Below are 24,206 nucleotides of genomic sequence, written 5' to 3' on the forward strand. Positions count from 1 at the left end.
TCGACCGAAGCCTTAGTCATGCTGGCTCGCAAGCTTGCCCGAGTGGCGTTCGCTCTGTTGAAAAACCAGAGCGAATACCAAACGAAGATGGTTTGAAGGCTTCCCTAAAACCATAGAATCTCCCACAGCCTCAGAGCGCCTGACTGACCTGTGTTGAGCCTGAAACCAGTACTGTTCGCTTAAGCTACATGTGGCCCGGTGGGAGCGGCTTCAGCCGCGAAGCGACCGCCCGTTCACAACAGATGCAGTGAATTTCAGCCTAAAACCCCACCATTTTCCCCACCCTTTCAGCCAACGGGTCATCACTGCGGCTGACCACCGCGTAGTTGTAGCCGCCGTGGCTCCAGTAGCGTGTCAGCAGGTCGCCTTCGGTACGCTGCCCCGGCGGCAGCAGCTCGTTGTGCGAGCCCGGTGGGCGGATAAAGAAGGTCAGGCGGCGGCCCTGGCCATCCTCGTAGATCACCAGCGCCGCCGCGCCTTGCTCGGTGGCCAGCAGACGCGCACCGACCGTCTTCAGGCCGACGCGATCCATGGCCGGCGGCGGCGTGGCATCTTTCAGGTAGCGCGCCAGCCAGTTGCGCAGTTCGCCCCCCTCGTGCAGGTCGAGGACGTTCTGGTCGGCGCCGGCGAACAACCGATATGCCTGTACCGCATCCTGCATCGGCAGGCTGTGCCGTGCCACGCTATCACCGCGCATCTGCCAGCCGCCCAAGCCGCCGACACCCAGTGCCACGAGCAGGGCCGCTGCGGTGGCCAGCCGTGCCTGCCAACGCTGCCGAAGGCCGCGGCGAATGCTTGACGGGTCGAGTCGCTCAGGCAGCGGCCCACCACCCTGGCCGGCGAAAGCCGCACGCAGCTGCTGGGCATCCTGTCGCCAACCCTGCACACGCCGGGCATCTTCGGGATGAGCCGCCAGCCAGGCTTCCAGCCACTGGCGGTGTGCAGGTTCAAGCTGGCCGTCGAGATAGGCGTGCAGCTCATCTTCGTGGGGAATGCGTTCTTTCATTTCAGTACCCGTAATGAGGGTGTCGTGGCCTGTCCCTCGCTCAGGCTGCGCAGCGCCTGGCGGGCGCGCGACAGCCGGGACATGACCGTACCCATGGGAATATCCAGCGCCTGGGCGACTTCGCGATAACTCAGCCCTTCGACGCTGACCAGCTCCAGTAGCGCTCGCTGTTCGGCGGGCAGGCGCTCGAAGGCTTCCAGGGTCGAACGGGCGCTGACGATTTCTTCGGGCGATGCGCTCGCCAGGTTGTCTGCGCCGAACAGGCTGAGGATCCGCGCGTAGCGCCGCGCGCGGCGCTGGCCATCGATGAAGTGGCGGTAAAGGATCGAGAACAGCCAGGCGCGCAGGTCGCCTTCGGCGCGGCGCTCGCTCCAGGCCGACAGCGCCTTTTCCAGCGTGGCCTGGACCAGGTCGTCGGCGCTGCTGGTGCTGCGGGTCAGCGACAGGGCGAAGCGCCGTAACCGGGGCAACAGGTCGCGCAGTGATTGGTCATCCAGTGTGTGCATCGCAACGCCGGCAGTGGTGGGTCGAGCGGTAAAGACGAATCGGGTGCCGATCTATTCCCGACCCTGGCGAAAAAATTTCTTCGCTTTCTACGGGAATAACCGCCTTCATGGTGCGTCGTACCGCTTCGATGCATTCAGCCTAAGCCCAAGGAAGCGTAAATGACAGGTACTACAACCAACATTCCCCTGCGCCTGGCCGCCATCGCCGCCGTGGTGCTGGGCACGGCCGCCGCGTTCGCCTACGCGGGTGGCTGGCTCGACCCGCAACGGCTGACGCCGGCCAAGATCATCAATACCCTGGAAGCCAACGGCGGCGTACACCCCGGTTACCGACGCAACCATGCCAAGGGGCTGTGCGTGATCGGGCACTTCGAAAGCAATGGCGCGGCCGCCGAGTTGTCACGGGCTGCACTGTTCGCCCCGGGCCGCGTTCCGGTCGTGGGCCGTCTGGCGATTCCCGGTGGCAACCCGGCGGCCAGCGACGGCGCCGCACCGATCCGCAGCCTGGCGCTGCGCTTCCAGCCCGCCGAGGGCCAGGAATGGCGCACCGCGATGAACGCGATGCCGGTGTTCGTGGTCCGTGACGTGGTCAGCTTCTATGAGCTGCAGAAAGCCACGGCCCCGCAACCCGACACCGGCAAGCCCGACCCGGAAAAAGCGGCGGCCTTCTTCAAGGCGCACCCGGAGACCCAGGCCTTCCGCGACTGGGCTAAATCTTCCACGCCCTCCTCCAGCTATGCCAATGGCGCCTACTACAGCCTCAACGCGTTCTATCTGGTAGATGGCAAGGGGCAGCAGCATCCTGTGCGCTGGTCGGTGCAACCCGTCGCGCCCTACGAGCCGCTGGCGGCCGACAAGCGTGGCGACGCCAATTTCCTCGCCGATGAACTCGCTCAGCGCCTGGCCCAGGGCCCGCTGAGCTGGCGCTTGCGATTCACCCTGGGTGAGCCGGGCGACAGCACCGTCGATGCTACCCAGGCGTGGCCCAAAGAGCGCACCCAGCTGGACGCCGGTGAACTGGTGATCGAGCGCATGCAACCCGAGATTGGGGGCGACTGCCGCGACATCAACTACGACCCGCTGATTCTTCCCGATGGCATCCGAGCCTCTGACGACCCGCTGCTCAGCGCACGTTCGGCGGCCTACTCGGAATCCTTCAACCGCCGTACCCGTGAACAGGCCCAGGAGAACCACTGATGAAGCCGACTCATTTCCCGTTGGTCATGCGCGTCTTCCACTGGCTGATGGCTCCCCTGGTTCTGGCCATGCTGCTGGTCGGCCTGGGCATGGTCGCCAGCGTTGCCCCGCACTACGCAACGCTGGTGGTCATTCACAAGACACTGGGGGCGGCGTTGCTGGTGATGGTCCTGCTGCGTATCGCAATACGCCTGACGCAGCGCATTCCAGCACTGCCCCGCGACATGCCCGGCTGGCAACGTGGCGCCGCGCACCTCTCGCACCTGGCGCTCTATGCCCTGCTGCTCGCCCAGCCCCTGCTGGGCTGGAGCATGCAGTCGGCCGGCGGCTACCCGGTGGTACTCTGGGGCGGTCTCGAACTGCCCGCGCTGGTGTCGCCCTCGGTGCAACTGCACGCGATACTGCGCAGCGCCCATACCTGGGTTGCCTATGCGCTGCTGCTGACGATCCTGCTGCACCTGGCCGCCGCGCTGTACCACGGGTTGATCCGCCGCGACGCGGTACTGCCCAGCATGACGGGCATGGCGTTACCTGATGACCCGCACTAAAGCGCTCCCCCTGTGGCCCTGCTTCCTGCGGGCGACGCGGAATATGGACCGGGCCTTCATGAACAATTGTTCATGAAGGCCCGGAGGCACTTGATCACGACTAAAATAGCGCCGCTCAGACGGCGGGCCTGACCCGCGCAAAACCCGCATTTTCCTCGATTGGCCCCTGCCAGCCAGGCCCCGCACATGCCACCGGGCATCCATCATCCTCGTCGTGCTGTCGGGCTCTGCTGTGCGCCCTGCAGGAAAGAAATCCATTTTTACAGTGATCAGTACCCGCCATGCCACAACCTCTTCGCCTGAAGGAGCACGAACAAGAACGCAGCCTGGTCAACGGACGCGTCAAGGCCTGCGCCTTGCTGGTGCTCAGCCTGGCCGCCATATTGGTCGGCCGCTTGTATGTGCTGCAGGTCTTGCAACATGACCAGCAGACGGCGGTGTCGGAAAACAATCGCGTACATGTGCTGCCGATTCCTCCAGAGCGCGGCCTGATCTACGACCGCAATGGCGTGCTGCTGGCAGAAAACACGCCCAGCTTCAACCTGACCATGACCCGTGAACGCGCAGGTGACGCAGCCAAGGTGCTCGACAGCCTGGTCGACGTCCTGGCGCTGTCGCAGGAAGATCGCCAACAGTTCGACAAGGACCTGCGCCGGGCGCGAAAGCCATTCGAGCCGGTCACCCTCATGTTCGACCTCAACGAAGAACAGATCGCCCTGCTCGCGGTAAACCAGTTCCGCCTGCCCGGGCTGGATGTCGAGGCGCAGTTCATCCGCGAATACCCCTTGGGTGAACATTTCGCCCATTCGGTGGGCTATGTCGGGCGGATCAACGAACGAGAAACCAAGTTCCTCGACGCGACTGAGTACCGGGGTACGCAGTCGGTGGGCAAGACCGGTATCGAGCACTTCTATGAAAAGCAGCTGCACGGCCACGTAGGCTATGAAGAGGTCGAGACCAACGCCCAGGGTCGGGTCATGCGGGTGCTGAACCGCCACGACCCGGTGCCAGGCGAAGATATCCATCTCAGCCTGGACGCCCACTTGCAACTGGCGGCGGAAAAAGCCCTGGGAGAACGACGCGGCGCGGTGGTGGTGCTGGACCCTGCGAACGGCGACGTGCTGGCGATGGTCAGCAACCCGGCCTTCGACCCCAACCTGTTCGTCAAGGGCATCAGCTTCAAGCAATACGCCGAGCTGCGCGACTCGATCGACCGGCCGCTGTTCAACCGGGTGCTGCGCGGCCTGTACGCGCCGGGCTCGACGGTCAAGCCCGAGGTGGCGTTGGCCGGCCTCGACAGCGGCGTCATCACCCCGTCCAGCCGAGTGTTCGATGCCGGCTACTACGAACTGCCCAACTATGACCACAAGTACCGCAACTGGAACCGCAGCGGCGACGGCTGGGTGGACATGTACACTGCCATCATGCGTTCCAACGACACCTACTTCTACGACGTTGCGCACAAACTGGGCATCGATCGCCTGCATGACTACCTGACCGAATTCGGCCTGGGCCAGAAAGTCTCGCTGGACATGTCCGAGGAAGCCCCTGGCTTGATGCCATCCCAGGACTGGAAACGTGCCACCCGCCGTCAGGCCTGGTACCCCGGCGAAACCCTGATTCTCGGCATCGGCCAGGGCTACATGCAGGTGACACCGCTGCAACTGGCCCAAGCGACCAGCCTGGTGGCCAGCAAGGGCGTATGGCACAGACCGCACCTGGCGCTGAGCGTCGGCGGCCAGCCACCGGTGGATGAACACCCGATGCCTGACATCGTGCTGCACGACAAACGCGCCTGGGACCAGGTCAACCAGGGCATGCAGATGGTCATGCATGACCCTCGCGGCATCGCCCGTGCCGCCGCTGCCGGAGCGCAGTATCGGATTGCCGGCAAGAGCGGTACGGCGCAGGTGGTGGCGATCAAGCAAGGCGAACGCTACAACCGCGACAAGACCCTGGAGCGCAATCGCGACAACGCATTGTTCGTCGGTTTTGCCCCCGCCGACCATCCGAAGGTGGTGGTGGCGGTGATGATCGAAAACGGCGAAGCCGGCGGCCGCGTGGCCGGGCCGGTGGTGCGCGAAGTGATGGACAGCTACCTGCTGGACAAGGACGGTCACCTCAAGGGCGAGTATGCCGGAGCCTCCCCCGCCGCACCGGTTCCGCATACCTGAGGGGCAGCCATTTCCGACGGCTTGGTCGTCGAGGTCGCCCTCACAGCACCTTTACATTATCTGCGAGCCAATCAGGTCGGTACGCTGGTAGACCAGCTTGCGGCTACCCCCATCACAGGTGCCGATCACCCTGGCGTCGACTTTCTGGTCGCTGGGTACGATTTCCAGCGTATAGCTGGACACCCCGGCAGCCTGAATCTTCAACTCGACCTCCTTCTTGAGCTCTTCGCACGACTTGGGCGTGGCCCAGGCATTGCTGCTCAGCACACCCAGCGCCAGCAGCACTGCCGTACATCCTTTCATACCGATCATCCTGCACCTGTCGTTAGCCCACTCTACTCTCGGACAGCAGCCGGGGCAGACAGTTGTACCCACCGCTGCGCTTGGGTGCGGTGGCTTGCAGCGCAAGGGGGTCACGTCCAATACAGCTCGATTAAGCGCTTCTCGGCTTTCGTTGGAGCTTGCTCGCGAAAAGCGGGCCACGCCGCTGTATCTGCTGTGAACATGGCGCAGCCATCGCGAGCAAGCTCCAACGGTCTGACCAAACAGTGTTGGGCTCAATTCAAGCCACAGGCTTCGCCGTTTACCTCTAGCGCTCATTGCGGCTGGGCAATCCGGCTGTTGTCAGCTACCGAATAAGCGCAACTTTGCAGGGCTCGGCACAGCTGTGCCAGAAGCAATCCTCCGGGGCTCGCATGGCGCCCGAGGCGTGGAACGTTTTACCGCCCAATGACACCTAACTCACTCAAAGCTCTAAGTCGGTGACACAATCTCCCTGACGGATCAATTGGAGACCACAATGCTGCGCATGTTCGAACGCTGGCTCGACCCCTTCCCGCCTGACGAGACGCCGCCCCCGCCGATGGGTCTGGTGCGTTTTCTTTGGGCCTGTACCCGGGGCGCCCGCGGCTACATCCTGCTGTTTGCGCTACTCAGCGCAGCGGTATCGATCTACGAAGCTTGGCTGTTCGCCTTTCTCGGTCAAGTGGTCGACCTGCTCTCGACCTGGCAGGCCGGCGGTGCCGTGAGCGGCGAGGAACGCCAGGTTCTCTGGGGCATCGGTATCGTGCTGGTGGTCAGCATTGGCCTGGTGGCACTGCGAACCATGGTCCAGCACCAGGTGCTGGCTATCAACCTGCCACTGCGACTGCGCTGGGACTTTCACCGGCTGATGCTGCGCCAGAGCCTGTCGTTCTTTTCCGACGAGTTCTCCGGGCGGGTCACCACCAAGGTCATGCAAACGGCCCTGGGGGTGCGTGAAGTGCTGTTCACCCTCATCGAGATCATTCCCGGCATCGGCGTGTATTTCATTGCCATCATCGCCCTGGCCGGTGGTTTCGCCCTGAAACTGATGCTGCCGTTCATGGCCTGGATCGCCCTGTTCGGCCTGGCCATGCTGTACTTCGTACCGCGCCTGGGTAAAGTCGGCCAGGAACAGGCGCATGCACGCTCGTCAATGACCGGCCGGGTATCCGACGCCTACACCAACATCACCACCGTGAAGTTGTTCTCGCACTCCAAGCGCGAGGCGCACTTTGCCCGTGCGGCGATGGAAGACTTCAAACAGACCGGCTTTCGCCAGATGCGCCTGGTCAGCCAGTTCGAGATCGTCAACCAGGCTCTGGTCGTCGCCTTGATCATGGCTGCCGGTGGCTATGCCCTGTGGCTATGGCACCTGGGCGAGGTCGGTGCCGGCGCGGTAGCGGCGATCACTGCCATGGCCTTGCGCATCAACGGCATGTCGCACTGGATCATGTGGCAGATGACCTCGCTGTTCGAGAGCATCGGCACCGTGCAGGACGGCATGGAAACCCTGACCCGCGGCCCCAAGGTCCAGGACGCGCCCAATGCCGGCGAGCTGGTGACCACCGGCGGCGCGGTGAGCTTCGACAAGGTGAGCTTCAACTACAACGGCGAACGCCAGGTGCTCGATGGCTTGACCCTGAACATCCGAGCGGGCGAGAAAGTCGGCCTGGTGGGCCGTTCCGGGGCCGGCAAATCGACGCTGATCAATCTGCTGCTGCGCTTCTACGATGTCGACAGCGGCGAGATTCGCATCGACGGGCAGAACATCGCCCAGGTGACCCAGGACAGCCTGCGCAGCGCCATCGGCATGGTCACCCAGGACACCTCGCTGCTGCATCGCACCATCCGCGACAACATCGCCTATGGTCGCCCGGACGCCACCGACGAGCAGATCCAGCGCGCGGCCATCAACGCTCAGGCCGACGGCTTCATCCGCCAACTGAGCGACAAGCAGGGCCACAGCGGCTACGACACACTGGTCGGCGAACGTGGCATCAAGCTCTCCGGTGGCCAGCGCCAGCGCATCGCCATCGCCCGCGTGATGCTCAAGAACGCCCCGATCCTGCTGCTCGACGAAGCCACCAGCGCCCTGGATTCGGAAGTGGAAGTGGCGATTCAGGAAAGCCTCGATGAAATGATGGTCGGCAAGACCGTCATCGCCATCGCCCACCGCCTCTCGACCATCGCCGCCATGGATCGGCTGATCGTGATGGACGAAGGACGCATCATCGAACAGGGCACCCACGCTGAACTGCTGGCGAAGAACGGCGTTTATGCGCGGCTTTGGCAGCACCAGAGTGGCGGATTCCTGGGAGAGGACCAGGGGGTGCTGGAAGAGGTGGAATAGAAAGGCGTCGGCCCGCGCAGACATCGTCTGTGCGGGCCGGCAGCCCGTTTCGGTTGGGGGCTGGGCGGCCCTTGCGTCGTGACTGCCTTACAACCTGAACCTTGACACCGACGTGCGCAGCCCCGCCGCCAGCACTTCAAGCGACTTTACGTTTCTGTTGGCACTGGCTACGGAGTCTGCGGTGGCCTCGACCATGTTGGAGATACGCTCGATATTCTCGGCGACACTGGCGCTCGCCTGGCTTTGCTCGCTCGTCGAAGCCGCCACCTCGCGCACCTGCACCAGTGTGGCAGACGCTTCATGATTGATGGTTTGCAGCGCCTTGGCGGCTTTTTCCGCAAGCCCCACTCCTGTGACAACCTGCGGCATGACCGCCCCCATACCGGTCACGACGGAGCCGGTATCGGCCTGGATGGAACCGATCATTGCGGTAATTTCCTCGGTCGCCACCGAGGTGCGCTGTGCCAGGCTGCGCACCTCGTCGGCAACCACCGCAAAGCCTCGGCCTTGCTCACCAGCGCGTGCCGCTTCAATCGCCGCGTTGAGCGCCAGCAGGTTGGTCTGGCTGGCGATGTTCTTGATGACCCCGGTGATCCCGTCAATTTCGTGGGTACGTTTGACCAGCCCGGCGATCAACCTGGAAGCATCCTCCACTTGCACCGACACCTGCTGGATAGCCGAGGCGGCATCGTTCACCAGGCCTTCACCCTCGGCCGCCAAGGTCGAGGAGTTGGCCGAGTTTTTCTCCGTCTCACCGGCGCTGTAGGAAATGTGCTCAATCGTCACAGACATTTCTTCGATCGCTGCCGCCGTGGCAGTGGTCGCATCCGAGGTTTGCTGAGCAACCGAATCCAGCGTGCTCATCTGCCCGGTGAGGCCAACGGACGCTTCGCCCAGCTTTTCTGCGCCAGACTGGATAGAAATGATCATCTCGCGCAAATTGCCCTGCATTTGTGCCACGCTGGCCAACAAACTGCCTTGGCCAGCAGAGTGAACGACGCTCTGGCTGAGGTCACCGTTGGCAATGGTCGACAAAACCTGTGCCGCGTAGCTCGGCTCACCGCCGAGATTGCTATAGATACTTTTCGAAATCCGCCAGGCCACCACCACAACGACAATGATCAACACCAGGCCAATGCCGAGAAAATTGAATGCCAGTTGCCAATAGGCGTCTTCAATATCGCTGGTATACACCCCGAAACCAACCAGCCAGTTCCAACCCTCGATCTTGGTAACACCATTGATCTTGGGCGCCATCTTGTCGGTGTCGGGGTTCTTGGCAATGTCATCGAAATAGGCAAACTGCGTAGTTGCCAGTGTATCGATATAGTTCTGAAAGTTGGTTTTGCCGTTCGCTAACAGCGCTCCGAAGTCTACTTTACCGATCACGTCCTTGTTCGGATGCACCAGACCTACGCCCTCTATACTCCGCGCCCAGAGATAGACTTTCTTGCCCACCCGCAACGCCGACAGCGCCTCAATGGCGGCGGCCTGAGCTTGGGCCCGATTCAACTTGCCGCTTTGTTCCTGTGCCTGGTAATAGGCCACTTGCTGCGCAGCCAGGCTGAGCACGGTATGAATTTCGCTGCGCTTGTCGTCCTGCATCGATGAGTGCAGGGTCCTGAGCGACAGCCCTGCAATCAGTATCAGACCGAAAACGGCACAGGCCACCATTATTATTAGACGATTGGAAAGCTTCACAGCGAACTCCTCATACCTGCGCTTGATACGCATTTTTGTTGCCAAGGTATCGACGCGGCATGAAGGAACTTGAGGAGGTTAGTTCATGACCGAAACGTACATGTACTGACCGAGTAAGGAGATCGACCGCCTACCACCTGAACCCCAGCGAGTGGACCTTGTCCCTCCAAGGGGCGAATGAGGTTATGGGTAGCATGCCAAGCTCGCGCCCTCCCCTTAGACCAAAGGTTACGTACCAAGGAGAACGACCGTGGGAGTACTTGCAGATTTTTTCGTGGCGAGTGAAGCCGATGCGTTGCGCTACGCCGCTCGAATCGAAAAACTCGATGGCGGTGAAGAAATTGAAGCGCTACTGAAGCCTGTCCAGTACAAGAGCTTTACCGATCTTGAAATCAGCACACTCTGGGCAATCCTGGAAGAGCAGGAATGGGACGACGAAAGACACATGCCTGAGGACATCTTCCTGGGGGATGACGGTGAGTCCTGGCTGTACCGGTTTCCCAATGAACTGACGGAAGTCCTGGCGCACGCGAATGAAGTCGCGGTGAGCAAGGCATCAGTGCTGTGGTCCGCAACCGAAGAACTCAGCTGCGAACCCGAAGACCTCGTACCGGTGCTGAACGATTTACAGAGTCTGGCCAAGCAGGCGATGGAAAGTGGTAAATCGCTTTACCTGTGGGGTTGCCTGTAAAGATACCTGCCTACTTCCATTGATCGGGCGGCGCATTGTGCATCTCGGCAGCGCTCCGGCCCCCTGCCCTTCACGCGAGGTTCTGTGTATGGCTGATCAGTGCAGATAAGGGCCAGTGCTGAATTGGTCGGAATGCCTCGAAAGAAATGTTCGAGCATCAATCAGCCACTTGTATAAAGAATCAACCCAACTCCCTCACCGCAGCCTTGCCAAACTCCTTGTCGCCCTGAATAGCTTGCAATGCTTCTCGAGCGACCAGCAAATGCTTGTGCTGAGCGATCAGTGAAAAAGCAGCCGCCTTGATCAAAATATATTCATCGCTCTTGACCAGCTCCCTGGATGCGTTGACCTCAACAGCACCGACATCCAGGAAAGCCAGCGAGTTTAAGGCATGCACTCTTACCTCATCATCCTCACGTTCACACAGAGCGATGGATAAGATTTTCTTTTGTATCTCGCTGCAGTCATACGCGCCTTTGTACAAACCAATGACCTTCATCGCCTCGATTCTGAGAAGCTCGTCCTGGTCAGGATCGCTGGCAAGATCTGCCAGGAAATTCGCAAATTCAAGTTTCAAAGCGCCATCGAAATGGGCTAAAAATTCGATCTTGCTACGGTCATCGAGCGACTTGAAACGACTGGCATCTGCACTTTCCATCACAACACCTTTCAAGATTCAACCTGACAGGCCCAACCCCCATTTATGCCACTGGACTGGATATCCCACCCCGCATGGCTTACGACCGCAACCACCGATGAATGGTGCGACCTGATCCGAGGGTGCCTGGGAAGAAATCGAAGATACCGCCAGGGGCTTCGTGCTCCAGGCGATAGAACGACGACAGCGACGGCTGGGTGTCGAGGTCGATGAGCAGGGTTCGGAGTTGGGCATCGGCGCAGAACGCGCCCAGGTTGGCGGTGACCGTGGTCTTGCCGGGGCCGCCCTTGGTGGAAACGATGGATGCGATGTTCATGGTGCACGCCTCTAGATCGATTGATTAGAGACGGCATGGGCACACCCGAAGCGGCAATCCGAGCTTTTTGTAACAGGAAACGAAAAAAGGTCTTACGTGCTTATCACTGGTATCGCGTGCCAGTGACATCTGCGTCATCACTGGTGCGATCTCTCAGCGTGAGCTGCGTAAGACCTTGATTCCTATTACAAAATTCTGGCTCCACGACCTGGACTCGAACCAGGGACCCAGTGATTAACAGTCACTTGCTCTACCAACTGAGCTATCGCGGAATTGGCGCCATCATACCGCGTTGAAGATTAACGTCAAGCACCGAGATGAAAAAAGTTGATAAAAATCAGTCTGTTCGCAAATTCGGGGTTCTTTGCCGGGTTGGGCAGGCGTAGTGTGTGGGGCTCTTCCCTTTTCACCCATCGAGCGAGGTGATCGTCATGCCGCAGGCCAGTCGTCTTGAAACGCTGTTCCCCACCCTTGAGCAGATTCCGCAGACCTGGCAGCCGGGGCCGGCCATCGAGCAGCGCGAGTACCTGGTCGATGGCATTCTGGAAAGCTGGTCAGGGCCTCTGGCGCCGGTGCGCAGCCCGGTGTGTCTGCGTGAGGGTGAGGCGTTGCAACCGGTGATCCTCGGCAGCACGCCGCTGATGGATGCCGACACCGCCATGACCGCGCTGGACGCCGCCGTGCGCGCCTATGATCGTGGCCAGGGCGCCTGGCCGACCATGCGCGTGGCCGAGCGCATCCGCCATGTCGAGCAGTTCCTCAAGCGCATGCGCGAGCAGCGCGAGCCCGTGGTGCGCCTGCTGATGTGGGAGATCGGCAAGAACCTCAAGGACTCGGAGAAGGAGTTCGACCGCACCTGCGACTACATCGTCGACACCATCAATGCCCTCAAGGAACTGGACCGCCGCTCCAGCCGCTTCGAGCTGGAGCAGGACGTGCTGGGGCAGATCCGCCGGGTGCCGCTGGGTGTGACGCTGTGCATGGGCCCGTACAACTACCCGCTGAACGAGACCTTCACCACCCTGATACCGGCACTGATCATGGGCAACACCGTGGTGTTCAAGCCGGCCAAGTTCGGTGTACTGCTGATTCGCCCATTGCTGGAGGCGTTCCGCGACAGCTTTCCGGCCGGGGTCATCAACGTGATCTACGGGCGTGGCCGCGAAACGGTCAGTGCGCTGATGGCCACGGGCAAGATCGATGTGTTCGCCTTCATCGGCACCAACAAGGCCGCCAGCGACCTGAAGAAGCTGCACCCGCGCCCGCACCGTCTGCGCGCCGCCTTGGGCCTGGATGCCAAGAACCCCGGAATCGTGCTCAAGGACGTCGACCTGGACAACGCGGTGAACGAGTCGATCACCGGCGCGCTGTCGTTCAATGGCCAGCGCTGCACGGCGCTGAAGATCCTCTTTGTGCATGAAGACGTGGTGCAGCCGTTCCTGGAGAAATTCCAGGCCAGGCTGGCGCAGCTCAAGCCGGGCATGCCGTGGGAGCCGGGCGTGGCGCTGACACCGCTGCCGGAACCGGGCAAGACCGACTACCTGCAGGGCCTGGTGGCCGATGCCGTGGACAAGGGTGCGCAGGTGGTGAACGAAGGCGGCGGCGAGGTGTTGCAGAGCTTCTTCTACCCTGCCCTGCTCTACCCGGTGACCCCGGCGATGCGCGTGTACCACGAGGAACAGTTCGGCCCGGTAGTGCCGGTGGTGGCCTACAACGACCTGCAGACGGTGATCGACTATGTGCTCGACTCCGACTACGGCCAGCAACTGAGCCTGTTCGGCAACGATCCGGCCGAGGTCGGGCGCCTGGTGGACGCCTTCGCCAACCAGGTCGGGCGGATCAACATCAACGCGCAGTGCCAGCGCGGGCCGGACCAGTATCCCTTCAATGGCCGCAAGAACTCTGCCGAGGGAACCTTGTCCGTGCATGACGCCTTGCGCGTGTTCTCCATCCGCACCCTGGTCGCCACGCGCTTCCAGGACAGCAACAAGACGCTGGTCAGTGACATCATCCGCAATCGCGACTCGAGTTTCCTGACCACCGATTACATCTTCTAGATGCTGTACGCCGGACAGCCGCTGCCTTGCGGTGGCCGCCCGGCGCGACGTCCTGACTCACTGGTTAGAGCGGCAACCGCTCATGACCTGGTAGCGCATGGCTTGCAGGTCACCCTGGCTGTTCTCGTAGACCATCAGCCGCGGCACCGCCTGGCAGCTCTTGTCCAGTGGGCTCTGGAAATGCATCTTGGCGACGTCCAGCGGCATGCCATAACGGTATTCGGTGATCGCCGGTGCGGGCCGACCGCTCTGCTCGGCGAAATGCTCGACGGTGCCGCGCCAGTCTTGGGGGCCCTGCGGGCGGACGTGCTCAGGGCTGTTGGCCTGGGCGGCCAGGGGCAGGCCGAAGACGAGGATGGCGGCGAGGGTCTTGAGGGTTTTCATTGGGGTTCTCCTTCAAAAGATGGAGCCAGCTTAACCAGCCGTGAATTAACCCGGCATGACCCCAGAATGACCATTTCGTCATCTGCAAAACCCCAGGCTCAATAGGCAGAACGCCCGCTGTCTTGCGACCGCGGGCGTTCTGCGCTGGCGCTGGTGAATCAGTCGGGATCGCGGCGATGCGCCCATTGATAGAGCGCTGGCAGCACCAGCAGGGTCAGTGCCGTGGACGACAGGATGCCGCCAATCACCACCGTTGCCAGGGGCCGCTGCACCTCGGCACCGGTGCCGGTGGCCAGGGCCATGGGAATGAACCCCAGTGACGCCACTAGGGCTGTCATCAGCACTGGGCGCAGACGGGTCAGCGCGCCTTCGTGCACGGCGTCAGCCAGCGAACGGCCCTCCTCGCGCAGGTTGCGGATGAAGGCGAGCATCACCAGACCATTGAGTACCGCCACGCCAGACAACGCGATGAAGCCCACGCCCGCCGAGATGGACAACGGGATGTCGCGCAGCCACAAGGCCAACACCCCGCCAGTCAAGGCGAAGGGAATGCCGGTGAACACCAGAAGGCCATCCTTGAGGTTGTTGAACATCATGAACAGCAGCGTCAGCACCAGCAGCAAGGCGATGGGCACGACGATCTGCAGGCGTTGCGCCGCCGATTGCAGTTGCTCGAACTGGCCGCCCCAGGAGGTCCAGTAGCCCGCGGGAATACGCACCTGCTCCTGCAGCCGCTGGCCGGCCTCCTGGACGAACGACCCGAGGTCACGACCGCGCACGTTGGCGCTGACCACCACCACACGCTTGCCATTCTGGCGGCTGACCTGGTTGGGTCCCAGTTCCAGATCCAGGCTGGCAACCTGTGCCAGGGTGATGAAGCCGATCTGCTGGCCCGCGCCACCGGGCACCGGGATCAGCAGACTGGCCAGGGCATCCAGGTCGGTGCGCAGGCTGTCGGGCAGGCGCACCACCATGTCGAAACGCCGGTCGCCCTCGTACAGCGTACCGGCCTCTCGACCGCCAACGGCGATCGCGACGGCGTCCTGCACGTCGCCGACATTCAGGCCGAAGCGAGCCGCCTGGTCACGGCGGATATTGATGTTCAGTACCGGCAGGCCGGTGGTCTGCTCCACCTTCACTTCCGAGGCACCAGGCACGCCCTGCAGGCTGGCGGCGATCTGTGTGGCGGTCTGGTTCAACACCTGCATGTCGTCACCGAACACCTTCACCGCCACGTCGCTGCGCACCCCGGAAATCAGCTCGTTGAAGCGCAGCTGGATGGGCTGCGACAGCTCATAGTTGCTGCCTGGCACACCGGCAGCCACCGCCTGCAATTCGGCGATCAGGGTGTCGCGGGGCTTGTCCGGGTCGGGCCATTCACTGCGCGGCTTGAGCATCACGTAGCTGTCGGAAATGTTCGGCGGCATCGGGTCGGCGGCGATTTCCGCCGTTCCGGTACGGGCGAAGATCCGCTCGACTTCCGGCATGCGTTCCATCACGGCCTTTTCCAGGCGCTGCTGCATGTCCACCGACTGGCTCAGGCTGGTGCCCGGCACGCGCAGGGCCTGCAGGGCAAAGTCGCCTTCGCTGAGGCTGGGGATGAACTCGCTGCCCATGCGGCTGGCGGTAAAACCGGACACCCCCACCAGCAGGACCGCCACGCCGAAGGCCAGGTTGCGATGGCCCAGCACCCAGCCCAGCACCGGGGCATAGCTTTCGCGCGCCTTGCGCATCAACAGGCCCTCTTCTTCCTTGATCTTGCCAGTCACGAACATGGCAATGGCGGCCGGTACGAAGGTCACCGACAGGATCATCGCGCCCAGCAGGGCAATCACCACGGTAAAGGCCATGGGCTGGAACATCTTGCCCTCGACCCCGGTGAGGGCAAAGATCGGCAGGTACACCACCATGATGATCAGTTGCCCGAAGATCAGCGGTCGGCGTGCCTCACGGGCGGCGACGAAGACCTCGTGGAAGCGTTCGGCCCGGGTCAACAGGCGGCCGTGACGATGCTGGGCGTGGGCCAGGCGCCGGATCGAGTTCTCGACGATCACCACGGCCCCGTCGACGATGATGCCGAAATCCAGGGCGCCCAGGCTCATGAGGTTGGCACTGACCCGGTTGCCGAACATCCCGGTGAAGGTGAACAGCATCGACAGCGGAATGACCATGGCGGTGATCAGCGCCGCACGGATGTTGCCGAGGAACAGGAACAGGATGGCGATGACCAGCACCGCCCCCTCGACCAGGTTCTTCTTCACCGTGGCGATGGCCTTCTCCACCAGATTGGTGCGGTCGTACACGGTGACGGCCACCACGCCTTCGGGCAGGGTGCGGTTGATCTCTTCCAGCCTGGCCGCCACGGCCCTGGAGACGCTGCGGCTGTTCTCGCCAATGAGCATGAACACCGTGCCGAGCACCACCTCACGACCGTTTTCGGTGGCGGCGCCAGAACGCAGCTCTTTACCGATCATCACCTGCGCCACGTCGCGCACCCTGACCGGCGTGCCCTGGGCACTGCTGATCACCACGTCGGCAATATCGTCCAGGCCGCTCAGCTGACCTGGGGCGCGGATGACCAGCTGTTCGCCACTGCGCTCCATGTAGCCGGCACCGACGTTGGCGTTGTTACGCTCCAGCGCGGTGAGCAGGTCATTGAGGGTCAGGCGATAGGCCGCCAGCTTGCGCGGATCCGGGGCGATCTGGAATTGCCGGGCGAAGCCACCGATGGTGTTGATCTCGGCCACACCCGGCACATTGCGCAATTGCGGCTTGATGATCCAGTCCTGGATCACCCGCAGGTCTGTGGGCGTATAGGGCGTGCCATCGTCCTTGAGAGCGCCGGGGCGGCTTTCCACCGTCCACAGGAAGATCTCGCCCAGGCCGGTGGAAACCGGCCCCATCACCGCATCCACGCCGGTTGGCAGCTGCTGGCGAGCGTTCTGCAGGCGCTCGCTGACCCACTGGCGGGCGGCGAACAGGTCGGTGCCTTCCTGGAAGATCACCGTCACCTGTGACAGCCCGGTGCGTGACAGCGAGCGGGTCTGCTGCAGCCCCGGCAGACCGGCCATGGCGGTTTCGATGGCGAAGGTGATGCGTTGCTCGGTTTCCAGCGGCGAGTAGCCCGGCGCAGCGGTATTGATCTGCACCTGGACATTGGTGATGTCCGGCACGGCATCGATGGGCAGCTTCTGGTAGCTGACGATACCCAGGCCGGCCATCAGCAGCACGGCGAGCATCACCACGATGCGCTGCTCGATGGCGAATTGAATCAGGCGTTCGAACATGTAGGGCGGCCTCAATGAGCGTGTTCGGCCGAGCCTTTGCCCAGCTCGGACTTAAGAACGAAGCTGCCGGCGACGGCCACTTCAGTGCCGGCCTGCAGGCCGTCGAGGATCTCCACCTGGCCATTGGCCCGGCGCCCGGTCTTCACCGGCTGCGCCTTGAACCCCTCGGCATTGCGCAGGAACACCACACTGGCGTTGTCGACGGTCTGCAGCGCCGCCTCCGGCACGCTGAGCACCGTCGGGGCCTGACCCACCGCGACTTCGATATCCACCAACAGGCCCGGACGCCAGGCACCCTGCGGGTTGGCCAGGGTGACGCGTACCGGTGCCGCGCGGTTCTGTTCGCCAAGCAGGCTGCCGACATAGCCCACGCGCCCTTGCACCTGAGTCGCGAGTTCCGGCGCACTGACCAGCACCTCGCGGCCGACCCGCACCTTGTCCAGGTCCCTGGCCGTGACCCCGAAGGTCGCCCAGACCCGCGACAGGTCCGAAAGGGTGAAGGCGTTGCTCGCCTCGCCCACCACCTCACCGATGCTCAAGTGCTTTTCCACCACCATCGCATCGAAGGGCGCGACCATTTCATAACGGTTGCCGCCGGCCGGATTGCCCCCGCCCCCGATTACCGAAAGTTTCTGCCGGGCGTTGGCCAGGTTGATCTGCGCCTCTTCGAAAGCCTGGCGGGCCAGTTGATAGTCCTGCTCGGCCGAGATGCGGTCCTGCCACAGGGTCTTTTCCCGCTCCAGAGTGCGGCGCGCGGTTTCCAGGCGCCGTTGTGCGGCGCGCAGCTCGCTTCTCTGGTCGGCGATCTGCGGGCTGGCAATTACCGCCAGCACCTGGCCCTTCTTCACCGGCTGGCCAAGTTCGACCAGGACCTGTTCCACCACACCACTGACACGCGGCACCAGGTGCGCGGTACGGTCTTCGTCGAAGCGGATCTCGCCAGGAAAACTCACCGAAGCACTCATCGGCCGCAGCGCAGCCACGGCCACGTCGATACCGGCGCTGCGTATCTGCTCGGCCGAGAGCGGCACCTGCCCCGCCTCCTCATGGCCGTGCTCACCTTCATGCGGCTCTTCGCCTTTGCCCTGCGCATCGCCGTCCTCGGCCCCATGCGCCGCTTCGGCGGCTTTCCGCGATTTTTCATCCGGTTTGGCGGGCGGGGGTTCGGCATGATCGTGGTCGTGCTCATCGCTCGTGGCGGCCTGCGCGCCGGCCAGCGGCAGGCCCCGTTCGTCGTTGACCGTCAGGCCGCCGATGACGCCCAAGGCGACCAGTGCCACGGCAATGGCCAGGCTGCGTGTGTTGTTCATGAGTGCTCCTGCTTGGGTGACAGGCCCGCACCACACAGTGGCAAGGGCGCGGATCGAAAATCAGGGTTGGCTGGCGCCGTAGATACGCTCTATGGCCACTCTCGCCTCGCTGCCGGCGGCCAGGGCTTCGAGGTAGCGGGTGCGGGCATCAATGAGGGTGCGCTGGGCATCGAGCACGTCGAGGAAGGCGAACTTGCCCATCTCGAAGCCCCGCGAGGCGCTGTCTACGGCGGTGCGCGCGGCCGGCAGGATCACCTGGCTGAACGACTCCACCTCATTGGCCGCCGTGGCCCACTGTTCCAGGGCCGAGCGGGTTCGGGTACGCAAGTCCAGCTCTACGGCGTTGCGGCGGTCGCGGGCCTGGTCGGCACGCCGGGACGCGGCCAGGACATTGCCCTGGTTGCGATCGAACAGCGGCAACGGCATCGACAGGCCGACGACATTCACCCGCTCGCGCTCCTGCTCGCTGTACTGGCTGCCGACGCTGACCGTCAGGTCGGGAATTCGCTGAGCACGCTGCGCACCAAGGTCGGCCTCGCGCTGGCGGATCTGCATCTCGGCCAGGCGCAGCGCCGGGGTCTGCGCCAGGCGCCCCAGCAGGTCGGCGGCGGCGGGCGCACTGCCGGGTGCCAGCGCCTGCCCGCCGAGGCCATCGATGCCCTCGGCGGGCAGGCCGGTGAGCCTGGCCACCTGGCGCAGGTTGTCGTCGCGCAGGGCCCGGGCCCTGCGCAGTTGCAGCTCGGTTTCCGCCAGTTGCACCTGGGCGCGGGTGCTTTCTATGGGCGAGACCTGACCGGCACGCACCCGCCCCTGCGCCACCTGCAGGCCACGCTGGGCCAACTGCCGGGACTGCTCGGCCAGCTCTACGGCGGTGTACGCCCGCGCCGCCGCATGGAAGGCCGCGACCACGTCGGCGCGCAGCTCCAGGGCCTGGCGTTCCAGTTCCAGCTGCGCGGCGTCCTGGCCACGCTCGGCCGCCTCGATGCGCGCACCACGCTTGCCGCCCAGCTCCAGGGCCTGGCTGAGCATCACCGTCGTGGTGCGGCTATCACGACGGGTGTCTTCGGCCTCCCACGACAGTTCCGGGTTGGGCATCAGCCCCGCCTGGCGCCGTTCGCCGGCGGCGATACCGAGTTCCTGGCGCACGGCGGCCAGCTCGGGATTATTGGCGAAGGCCGCCTCGATGGCCGCCGCCAGGCTCAGGTCGGCAGCCTGGGCCGGGCCTGCGCCGAACAGCAACGCGCACAACAGCCCGCACGCCAAGCGCGACGGCAGTAAAGGATTTCGATCCCCGGACACGTTCAGACCTCCCCAGGTACAACGCGCAGACGAGCCCGGACGGCCCGCCCATTCAGTGCCGGGGACTGTAGAAAGGCGCCGTTATCGCCAGGATTGCCCGGAAATTACAATTCTGTAAGGCAGCCCAACGCCCAGAGCCCCTGTATTAGAGTTTCCAGCGGCTTGACCCTGTAGCAGCTACAACCTGCAGAATCGCCGCCCTGCCACCCAGCACAGGAAACATCCATGCGGATCCTAGTTGTCGACGATGAACCCAAGACGGCCGAATACATGCATCAGGGCCTGTCGGAGAACGGCTACGTGGTTGACATCGCCAGTACCGGTATCGACGGCCTGCACCTGGCGCGTACTCAGGACTACGAGCTGATCATCCTCGACGTCAACCTGCCGCAGCTCGAAGGCTGGGAGGTGCTGGCGGCACTGCGTGCCAGAAGCCATACGCGGGTGATGATGGTCACCGCACGCGGGCGCCTCGAAGACCGGGTCAAGGGTCTGGACATGGGGGCCGACGACTACCTGGTAAAACCCTTCGAATTCCCCGAGCTGCTGGCCCGGGTGCGCAGCCTGCTGCGCCGCAGCGACCAGCCGGGGCTGCCGAGCGTGCTGCGGGTCGCCGACCTGGAGCTGGACCACGGTCGCCATCGAGCTTTTCGCGGCCATCGGCGCATCGACCTGACCACCAAGGAGTTCGCCCTGCTGCACCTGCTGATGCGCCACAGTGGCGAGGTGTTGAGCCGCACGCGCATCATCTCGCAGGTCTGGGACATGAACTTCGACTGCGACACCAACGTCGTCGAAGTCTCGATCCGCCGCCTGCGCGCCAAGATCGACGACCCTTTCGAAAGCAAGCTGATCCACACCCTGCGTGGCGTAGGCTATGTGCTGGAGTACCGGGAATGAAGCCTGCGCGCCCCTCGATGCGGCTATCCATGCGTCTGGGCCTGACCGTCAGCGCACTGTGCGCGCTGCTGGTGCTGGGCATGGCGACCCTCTCCTGCCTGACCATCTCTCGCCAACTGGACGACCGGGCGCGCAACGAGCTGACCGACAAGCTCAACCAGGTGCGCCATAGCCTCACCGAGGGCTACTGGTCCGGCGCCGACCGGGGGCTCAACTCCCACAGCCTGCGCGACCAGATCATCGGCCACGACAACTTCACCCTGACCCTGCTGGACAGCAGCGTGCCGCGCAAGCGTCTGCTGGTGATCGGCAAGGATGAGGACACCGTGCTGCCGCCGCTATTCGGCAGCGGCCAGCCCGACGACTTCGTCAACCTGAGCAGCCCCCAGGGCCACGACCTGTTGAGCGCATCGCGGCTGATCCAGCTGCGTAGCGGGCAACAGGTCATGGCGGTACTGACCCTGGACCGTCAGGATGATGCCAACCTGCTGCAGGCCTACGTACAGTCCACGCTGGTGGCCATGCCGGTGATCTTCCTGCTGGCCGGTGGCGGGGCCTGGTGGGTGGTGCGTCGCGCGCTGCGTCCACTCAAGGCATTTCGCAAGGTGGCCGGCCGGGTGTCGGCACGCGACCTGTCGCAGCGGCTGACCAGCGACGGCCTGCCCGACGAGCTTCAGGAACTGGCCAAGGCCATCAACATCATGCTGCAGCGCCTGGACGACGACGTTCGCCAGCTCACGCAGTTTTCCGATGATCTGGCCCACGAACTGCGCTCGCCGATGAACAACCTGATGGGCAAGGCCCAGGTGACCCTGTCCCGCCCGCGCCCTGCGCAGGACTACAAGCAGGCGCTGGAATCCTGCACCGAGGAGCTGGAGCGCCTGTCGCGCATGGTCTCGCAGATGCTCTACCTGGCCAGCGTCAGCCAGCCCTCCGCGCCCTTGGCAGCCAGTGAACTCGACCTGCGCGCCGAAGCCGAACGCGTGGTGGAACTGTTTGCCCTGACTGCCGAAGACAAGGGCATCCGCCTTGAGATCGAAGGCCAGGCCACGGCACTTGGCGACCGCCTGATGGTGCAGCGCGCCTTCTCCAACCTGCTATCGAATGCCATCCGCCATGCTCCGGACTGCAGCCCTGTGCGCCTGCAACTGCGCATGCGCGACGGGCAGGCCAGCCTGGCGGTCAGCAATCCCGGCGAAGGCATCGCCGCCGAGCACCTGCCACGCCTGTTCGACCGTTTCTACCGCGTGCACGCCAGCCGCGCGCGCCACCAGGGCGGCACCGGCCTGGGCCTGGCCATCGTGCGCTCGATCATGCACGCTCATGCCGGGCAGGTGTCAGTCAGCAGTGAAACCGATGGCCTGACCACCTTCACCCTGACCTTCCCGGCGCCGACATCCACGCCTCACAAAGCGAGTAAAGCCCATGCGCTTGCAGAACTTCAGCACGCCTCTGCGTAACCTCATCCTGGCCGCCGTCGCCAGCAGCGCCACCCTCGCCCAGGCCGCGCCGCCCCTCGACGTGCACCGCGATGCCAATTGCGGCTGCTGCAAGCAGTGGATCAAGCACCTGCAGGACAACGGTTTCACCGTCAACGAGCATGTCGAAACCGACATGGCCGCCGTCAAGCAGCGCCTGGGCGTTCCGCAGAGCCTGGGTTCGTGCCATACCGGCGTGATCGGCGGCAAGTTCGTCGAAGGCCACGTGCCGGCGCAGCAGATCATCGACCTCGACAAGCGCCCCGAGCTGCTGGGCATCGCCGTACCGGGCATGCCAATGGGCTCGCCGGGCATGGAATATGGCGACCGCCAGGATGCCTACCAGGTCATCGGCGTGACCGCAGCGGGGGAACGCCAAGTGGTGGCCGACTACCCTGGCCGCTGAAGGCGCTGACCAAACGGCATCACCGCCAAAGCCAGTACGTTCGGTTGGAACGGGTAGGTAGCGGCTGAAGCCGCTCCCACCGGGCCACAGCCGCTTAAGCGAACAGAGGGTGCCTAAGCCTGCGACAACGGCCTGGCCACATCCTCCAATGCGCGGCGCTCTGCTGCCACGCCCCAGCGAGCCTGCACGCCGGCGGCGAGAATCATCAGTGCTGCGCCGAGCAGGTAGCCGAGCAGCAGTTGGCTGCGTTCGCCGCTGTCGATCAGCGCGCCGAACAGGGTCGGGCCAAGGATGCCGCCCAGGCCGGTGCCGAAGGCATAGAACACGGCGATGGCCAGGGCACGGATTTCCAGGGGAAAAGTTTCAGCCACGGTGAGGTACGCCGAGCTGGCCGCCGCCGAGGCGAAGAAGAAAATCACCATCCAGGCAATGGTCTGTTCGACGACCGTCAGCAGGCCCTGTGCGAACAGATAGCCACTGATTGCCAGCAGCACGCCGGAGAGGAAGTAGGTCGCGCTGATCATCACCCGCCGCCCCACCACGTCGAACAAACGGCCGAGCAGCAGGGGGCCGCAGAAGTTACCGAGGGCGAAGGGCAGCACGTACCAGCCGACCTGCGCCGAGGGCACGGCGTAGAAGTCGGTGAGCACCAGGGCGTAGGTGAAGAAGATCGCGTTGTAGAAAAACGCCTGTGCGGTGAGCAGGCTCATGCCCACCAGGGCGCGCACGCGGTGCGCGACGAACAGCGTGCTGAACACTTCCCGCAGCGGAGTGTGGTGACGGGCGCGCAGGCGCAGTGGTGGGCTTTGCACAGGCGGCAGGTCGATGCCCCGTGCGCGATAACCGGCCTCGATAGCCTCGACGATGCGCCGGGCTTGCTCGGGGCGGTCGTGGATCATCAGCCAGCGTGGGCTCTCCGGGATCCACAGGCGCATGAACAGGATCAGCAAGCCAAGCAGCGCACCGATGCCAAAGCACAGGCGCCAGCCGGTTTCGCTGCCAACGAAGTTCGGGTCCAGCAACACGATGGCGCCCAGCGCGCCCAGTGCCGCGCCGATCCAGAAAGTGCCATTGATGGTCAGGTCCACCCAGCCGCGAAAGCGCGCCGGGGTGAACTCCTGGATGGTCGAGTTGATCGCCGTGTACTCGCCGCCAATGCCTGCCCCGGTCAGGAAGCGGAACAGCAGAAAGCTCGCCAGGCTCCAGGAAAACGCCGTGGCAGCGGTGGCGCCGATGTACAGGAACAAGGTGATGAAGAACAGCTTGCGCCGCCCCAGGCGGTCGGTCAGCCAACCGAACAGCAACGCCCCGAGCACCGCCCCGGCAATGTAGGCCGCACCGGCCAGGCCGATGTCGGCGTTGTTCAGGCGCAGCACGGGGCTGTCTTTCAGCGCACCGGCCACCGAGCCGGCCAGGGTCACTTCCAGTCCGTCGAGCAGCCAGGTGATACCCAAGGCAAAGACCAGCAACGTGTGGAAGCGGCTCCAGGGCAGCCGGTCGAGACGCGCCGGCAGGTCGGTTTCATAGACATGCACGGCATTGGAGCCCTGCGGCTCCAGGCGTTTTTGCAACGAAGGCGAGTGCATCGCCGACCCTCCCTGTGTGTCGATCCCCTGCCCTTGTGATTCAACCGCT

19 protein-coding genes, 1 tRNA gene and 2 pseudogenes are annotated in these 24,206 nt (G+C 63.6%); 10 read left to right on the forward strand and 12 right to left on the reverse strand.

Annotated elements, in window-relative coordinates:
- A pseudogene (locus tag QZ497_RS21545) lies at positions 1 to 96 on the forward strand (IS110 family transposase); the annotation flags it as partial.
- 163 nt (positions 97 to 259) lie between these two features.
- On the opposite strand, the gene QZ497_RS21550 reads toward QZ497_RS21545, so the two are convergent.
- Together QZ497_RS21550 and QZ497_RS21555 are read right to left on the reverse strand one after the other, a co-directional pair.
- Positions 260 to 1,006, reverse strand: coding sequence for an anti-sigma factor (locus QZ497_RS21550; RefSeq protein ID WP_295479468.1), 747 nt, complete (start codon positions 1,004 to 1,006; stop codon positions 260 to 262).
- Positions 1,003 to 1,512, reverse strand: coding sequence for a sigma-70 family RNA polymerase sigma factor (locus QZ497_RS21555; RefSeq protein WP_295479471.1), 510 nt, complete (start codon positions 1,510 to 1,512; stop codon positions 1,003 to 1,005). Before QZ497_RS21555 ends, QZ497_RS21550 begins: the two co-directional genes overlap by 4 nt.
- Before the next feature lie 159 nt (positions 1,513 to 1,671).
- Here QZ497_RS21555 and QZ497_RS21560 point away from each other — a divergent pair, with 159 nt between their 5' ends.
- The 3 genes from QZ497_RS21560 (at position 1,672) to mrdA (ending at position 5,431) form a co-directional block, all read left to right on the forward strand.
- The gene (locus tag QZ497_RS21560; protein WP_295479474.1) at positions 1,672 to 2,709 is read left to right on the forward strand and encodes a catalase family peroxidase; all 1,038 of its coding nucleotides are present in this window, start codon (positions 1,672 to 1,674) and stop codon (positions 2,707 to 2,709) included.
- Positions 2,709 to 3,257: a cytochrome b/b6 domain-containing protein gene (locus QZ497_RS21565; protein WP_295479476.1), complete on the forward strand. Its 549-nt coding sequence runs from the start codon at positions 2,709 to 2,711 to the stop codon at positions 3,255 to 3,257. The genes QZ497_RS21560 and QZ497_RS21565 overlap by 1 nt, the downstream gene beginning before the upstream one ends.
- A gap of 281 nt (positions 3,258 to 3,538) precedes the next feature.
- On the forward strand, positions 3,539 to 5,431 hold the full coding sequence (gene mrdA / locus QZ497_RS21570) for a penicillin-binding protein 2 (RefSeq protein WP_295479480.1): 1,893 nt from the start codon (positions 3,539 to 3,541) through the stop codon (positions 5,429 to 5,431).
- A 51-nt stretch (positions 5,432 to 5,482) separates the two neighbouring features.
- Here the strand turns inward: mrdA and QZ497_RS21575 are convergent, their stop codons facing one another.
- Positions 5,483 to 5,734 carry a DUF1161 domain-containing protein gene (locus QZ497_RS21575; RefSeq protein WP_295479482.1) on the reverse strand — a complete coding sequence of 84 codons (252 nt, stop codon included), beginning with the start codon at positions 5,732 to 5,734 and terminating at the stop codon, positions 5,483 to 5,485.
- Positions 5,735 to 6,230: 496 nt separating this feature from the next.
- On the opposite strand from QZ497_RS21575, the gene QZ497_RS21580 reads away from it, so the two are divergent.
- A complete protein-coding gene (locus tag QZ497_RS21580) occupies positions 6,231 to 8,084 on the forward strand; it encodes an ABC transporter ATP-binding protein (RefSeq protein WP_295479485.1) in 1,854 nt (617 codons plus the stop codon).
- A gap of 87 nt (positions 8,085 to 8,171) precedes the next feature.
- Here the strand turns inward: QZ497_RS21580 and QZ497_RS21585 are convergent, their stop codons facing one another.
- Entirely contained in the window at positions 8,172 to 9,785 is a 1,614-nt protein-coding gene (locus QZ497_RS21585; protein ID WP_295479487.1) for a methyl-accepting chemotaxis protein, read from the reverse strand.
- A gap of 250 nt (positions 9,786 to 10,035) precedes the next feature.
- On the opposite strand from QZ497_RS21585, the gene QZ497_RS21590 reads away from it, so the two are divergent.
- Positions 10,036 to 10,476, forward strand: a complete 441-nt coding sequence (locus tag QZ497_RS21590; RefSeq protein WP_295479490.1) for a hypothetical protein — start codon at positions 10,036 to 10,038, stop codon at positions 10,474 to 10,476.
- Between the two features lie 181 nt (positions 10,477 to 10,657).
- On the opposite strand, the gene QZ497_RS21595 is transcribed toward QZ497_RS21590, so the two are convergent.
- The 3 genes and pseudogenes from QZ497_RS21595 to QZ497_RS21605 form a co-directional block, all read right to left on the reverse strand.
- Complete coding sequence (locus QZ497_RS21595) at positions 10,658 to 11,134, reverse strand: hypothetical protein (protein WP_295479493.1); 477 nt, start codon at positions 11,132 to 11,134, stop codon at positions 10,658 to 10,660.
- Between the two features lie 136 nt (positions 11,135 to 11,270).
- A pseudogene (locus QZ497_RS21600) lies at positions 11,271 to 11,450 on the reverse strand (ParA family protein); the annotation flags it as partial.
- A 196-nt stretch (positions 11,451 to 11,646) separates the two neighbouring features.
- Positions 11,647 to 11,722: transfer RNA gene (locus QZ497_RS21605), tRNA-Asn, on the reverse strand.
- A 159-nt stretch (positions 11,723 to 11,881) separates the two neighbouring features.
- Here QZ497_RS21605 and QZ497_RS21610 point away from each other — a divergent pair.
- Positions 11,882 to 13,507, forward strand: coding sequence for an NADP-dependent glyceraldehyde-3-phosphate dehydrogenase (locus QZ497_RS21610; RefSeq protein ID WP_295479496.1), 1,626 nt, complete (start codon positions 11,882 to 11,884; stop codon positions 13,505 to 13,507).
- A gap of 57 nt (positions 13,508 to 13,564) precedes the next feature.
- On the opposite strand, the gene QZ497_RS21615 is transcribed toward QZ497_RS21610, so the two are convergent.
- The 4 genes from QZ497_RS21615 to QZ497_RS21630 form a co-directional block, all read right to left on the reverse strand.
- Positions 13,565 to 13,891 carry a DUF2790 domain-containing protein gene (locus tag QZ497_RS21615; protein WP_295479499.1) on the reverse strand — a complete coding sequence of 109 codons (327 nt, stop codon included), beginning with the start codon at positions 13,889 to 13,891 and terminating at the stop codon, positions 13,565 to 13,567.
- Between the two features lie 158 nt (positions 13,892 to 14,049).
- Complete coding sequence (locus tag QZ497_RS21620; protein ID WP_295479502.1) at positions 14,050 to 17,178, reverse strand: CusA/CzcA family heavy metal efflux RND transporter; 3,129 nt, start codon at positions 17,176 to 17,178, stop codon at positions 14,050 to 14,052.
- A gap of 11 nt (positions 17,179 to 17,189) precedes the next feature.
- Positions 17,190 to 18,488, reverse strand: coding sequence for an efflux RND transporter periplasmic adaptor subunit (locus QZ497_RS21625; RefSeq protein WP_295479504.1), 1,299 nt, complete (start codon positions 18,486 to 18,488; stop codon positions 17,190 to 17,192).
- A 60-nt stretch (positions 18,489 to 18,548) separates the two neighbouring features.
- The gene (locus QZ497_RS21630; RefSeq protein WP_295479621.1) at positions 18,549 to 19,751 is read right to left on the reverse strand and encodes a TolC family protein; all 1,203 of its coding nucleotides are present in this window, start codon (positions 19,749 to 19,751) and stop codon (positions 18,549 to 18,551) included.
- A 261-nt stretch (positions 19,752 to 20,012) separates the two neighbouring features.
- Here QZ497_RS21630 and QZ497_RS21635 point away from each other — a divergent pair, with 261 nt between their 5' ends.
- From QZ497_RS21635 to QZ497_RS21645, 3 genes are read left to right on the forward strand one after another with little or no spacing between them, the layout of a single operon-like run.
- Positions 20,013 to 20,687 (forward strand): heavy metal response regulator transcription factor, encoded by a 675-nt coding sequence (locus QZ497_RS21635; protein ID WP_295479507.1) that lies wholly within the window; start codon positions 20,013 to 20,015, stop codon positions 20,685 to 20,687.
- Positions 20,684 to 22,147: a heavy metal sensor histidine kinase gene (locus QZ497_RS21640; RefSeq protein WP_295479510.1), complete on the forward strand. Its 1,464-nt coding sequence runs from the start codon at positions 20,684 to 20,686 to the stop codon at positions 22,145 to 22,147. Before QZ497_RS21635 ends, QZ497_RS21640 begins: the two co-directional genes overlap by 4 nt.
- Entirely contained in the window at positions 22,119 to 22,571 is a 453-nt protein-coding gene (locus QZ497_RS21645; protein ID WP_295479624.1) for a DUF411 domain-containing protein, read from the forward strand. The genes QZ497_RS21640 and QZ497_RS21645 overlap by 29 nt, the downstream gene beginning before the upstream one ends.
- Before the next feature lie 113 nt (positions 22,572 to 22,684).
- Here the strand turns inward: QZ497_RS21645 and QZ497_RS21650 are convergent, their stop codons facing one another.
- Positions 22,685 to 24,157 carry an MFS transporter gene (locus QZ497_RS21650; RefSeq protein WP_295479513.1) on the reverse strand — a complete coding sequence of 491 codons (1,473 nt, stop codon included), beginning with the start codon at positions 24,155 to 24,157 and terminating at the stop codon, positions 22,685 to 22,687.
- Positions 24,158 to 24,206 lie beyond the last annotated feature (49 nt).

It is taken from the genome of uncultured Pseudomonas sp. (genome assembly GCF_913777995.1).
In the GTDB taxonomy this organism is placed as follows: domain Bacteria; phylum Pseudomonadota; class Gammaproteobacteria; order Pseudomonadales; family Pseudomonadaceae; genus Aquipseudomonas.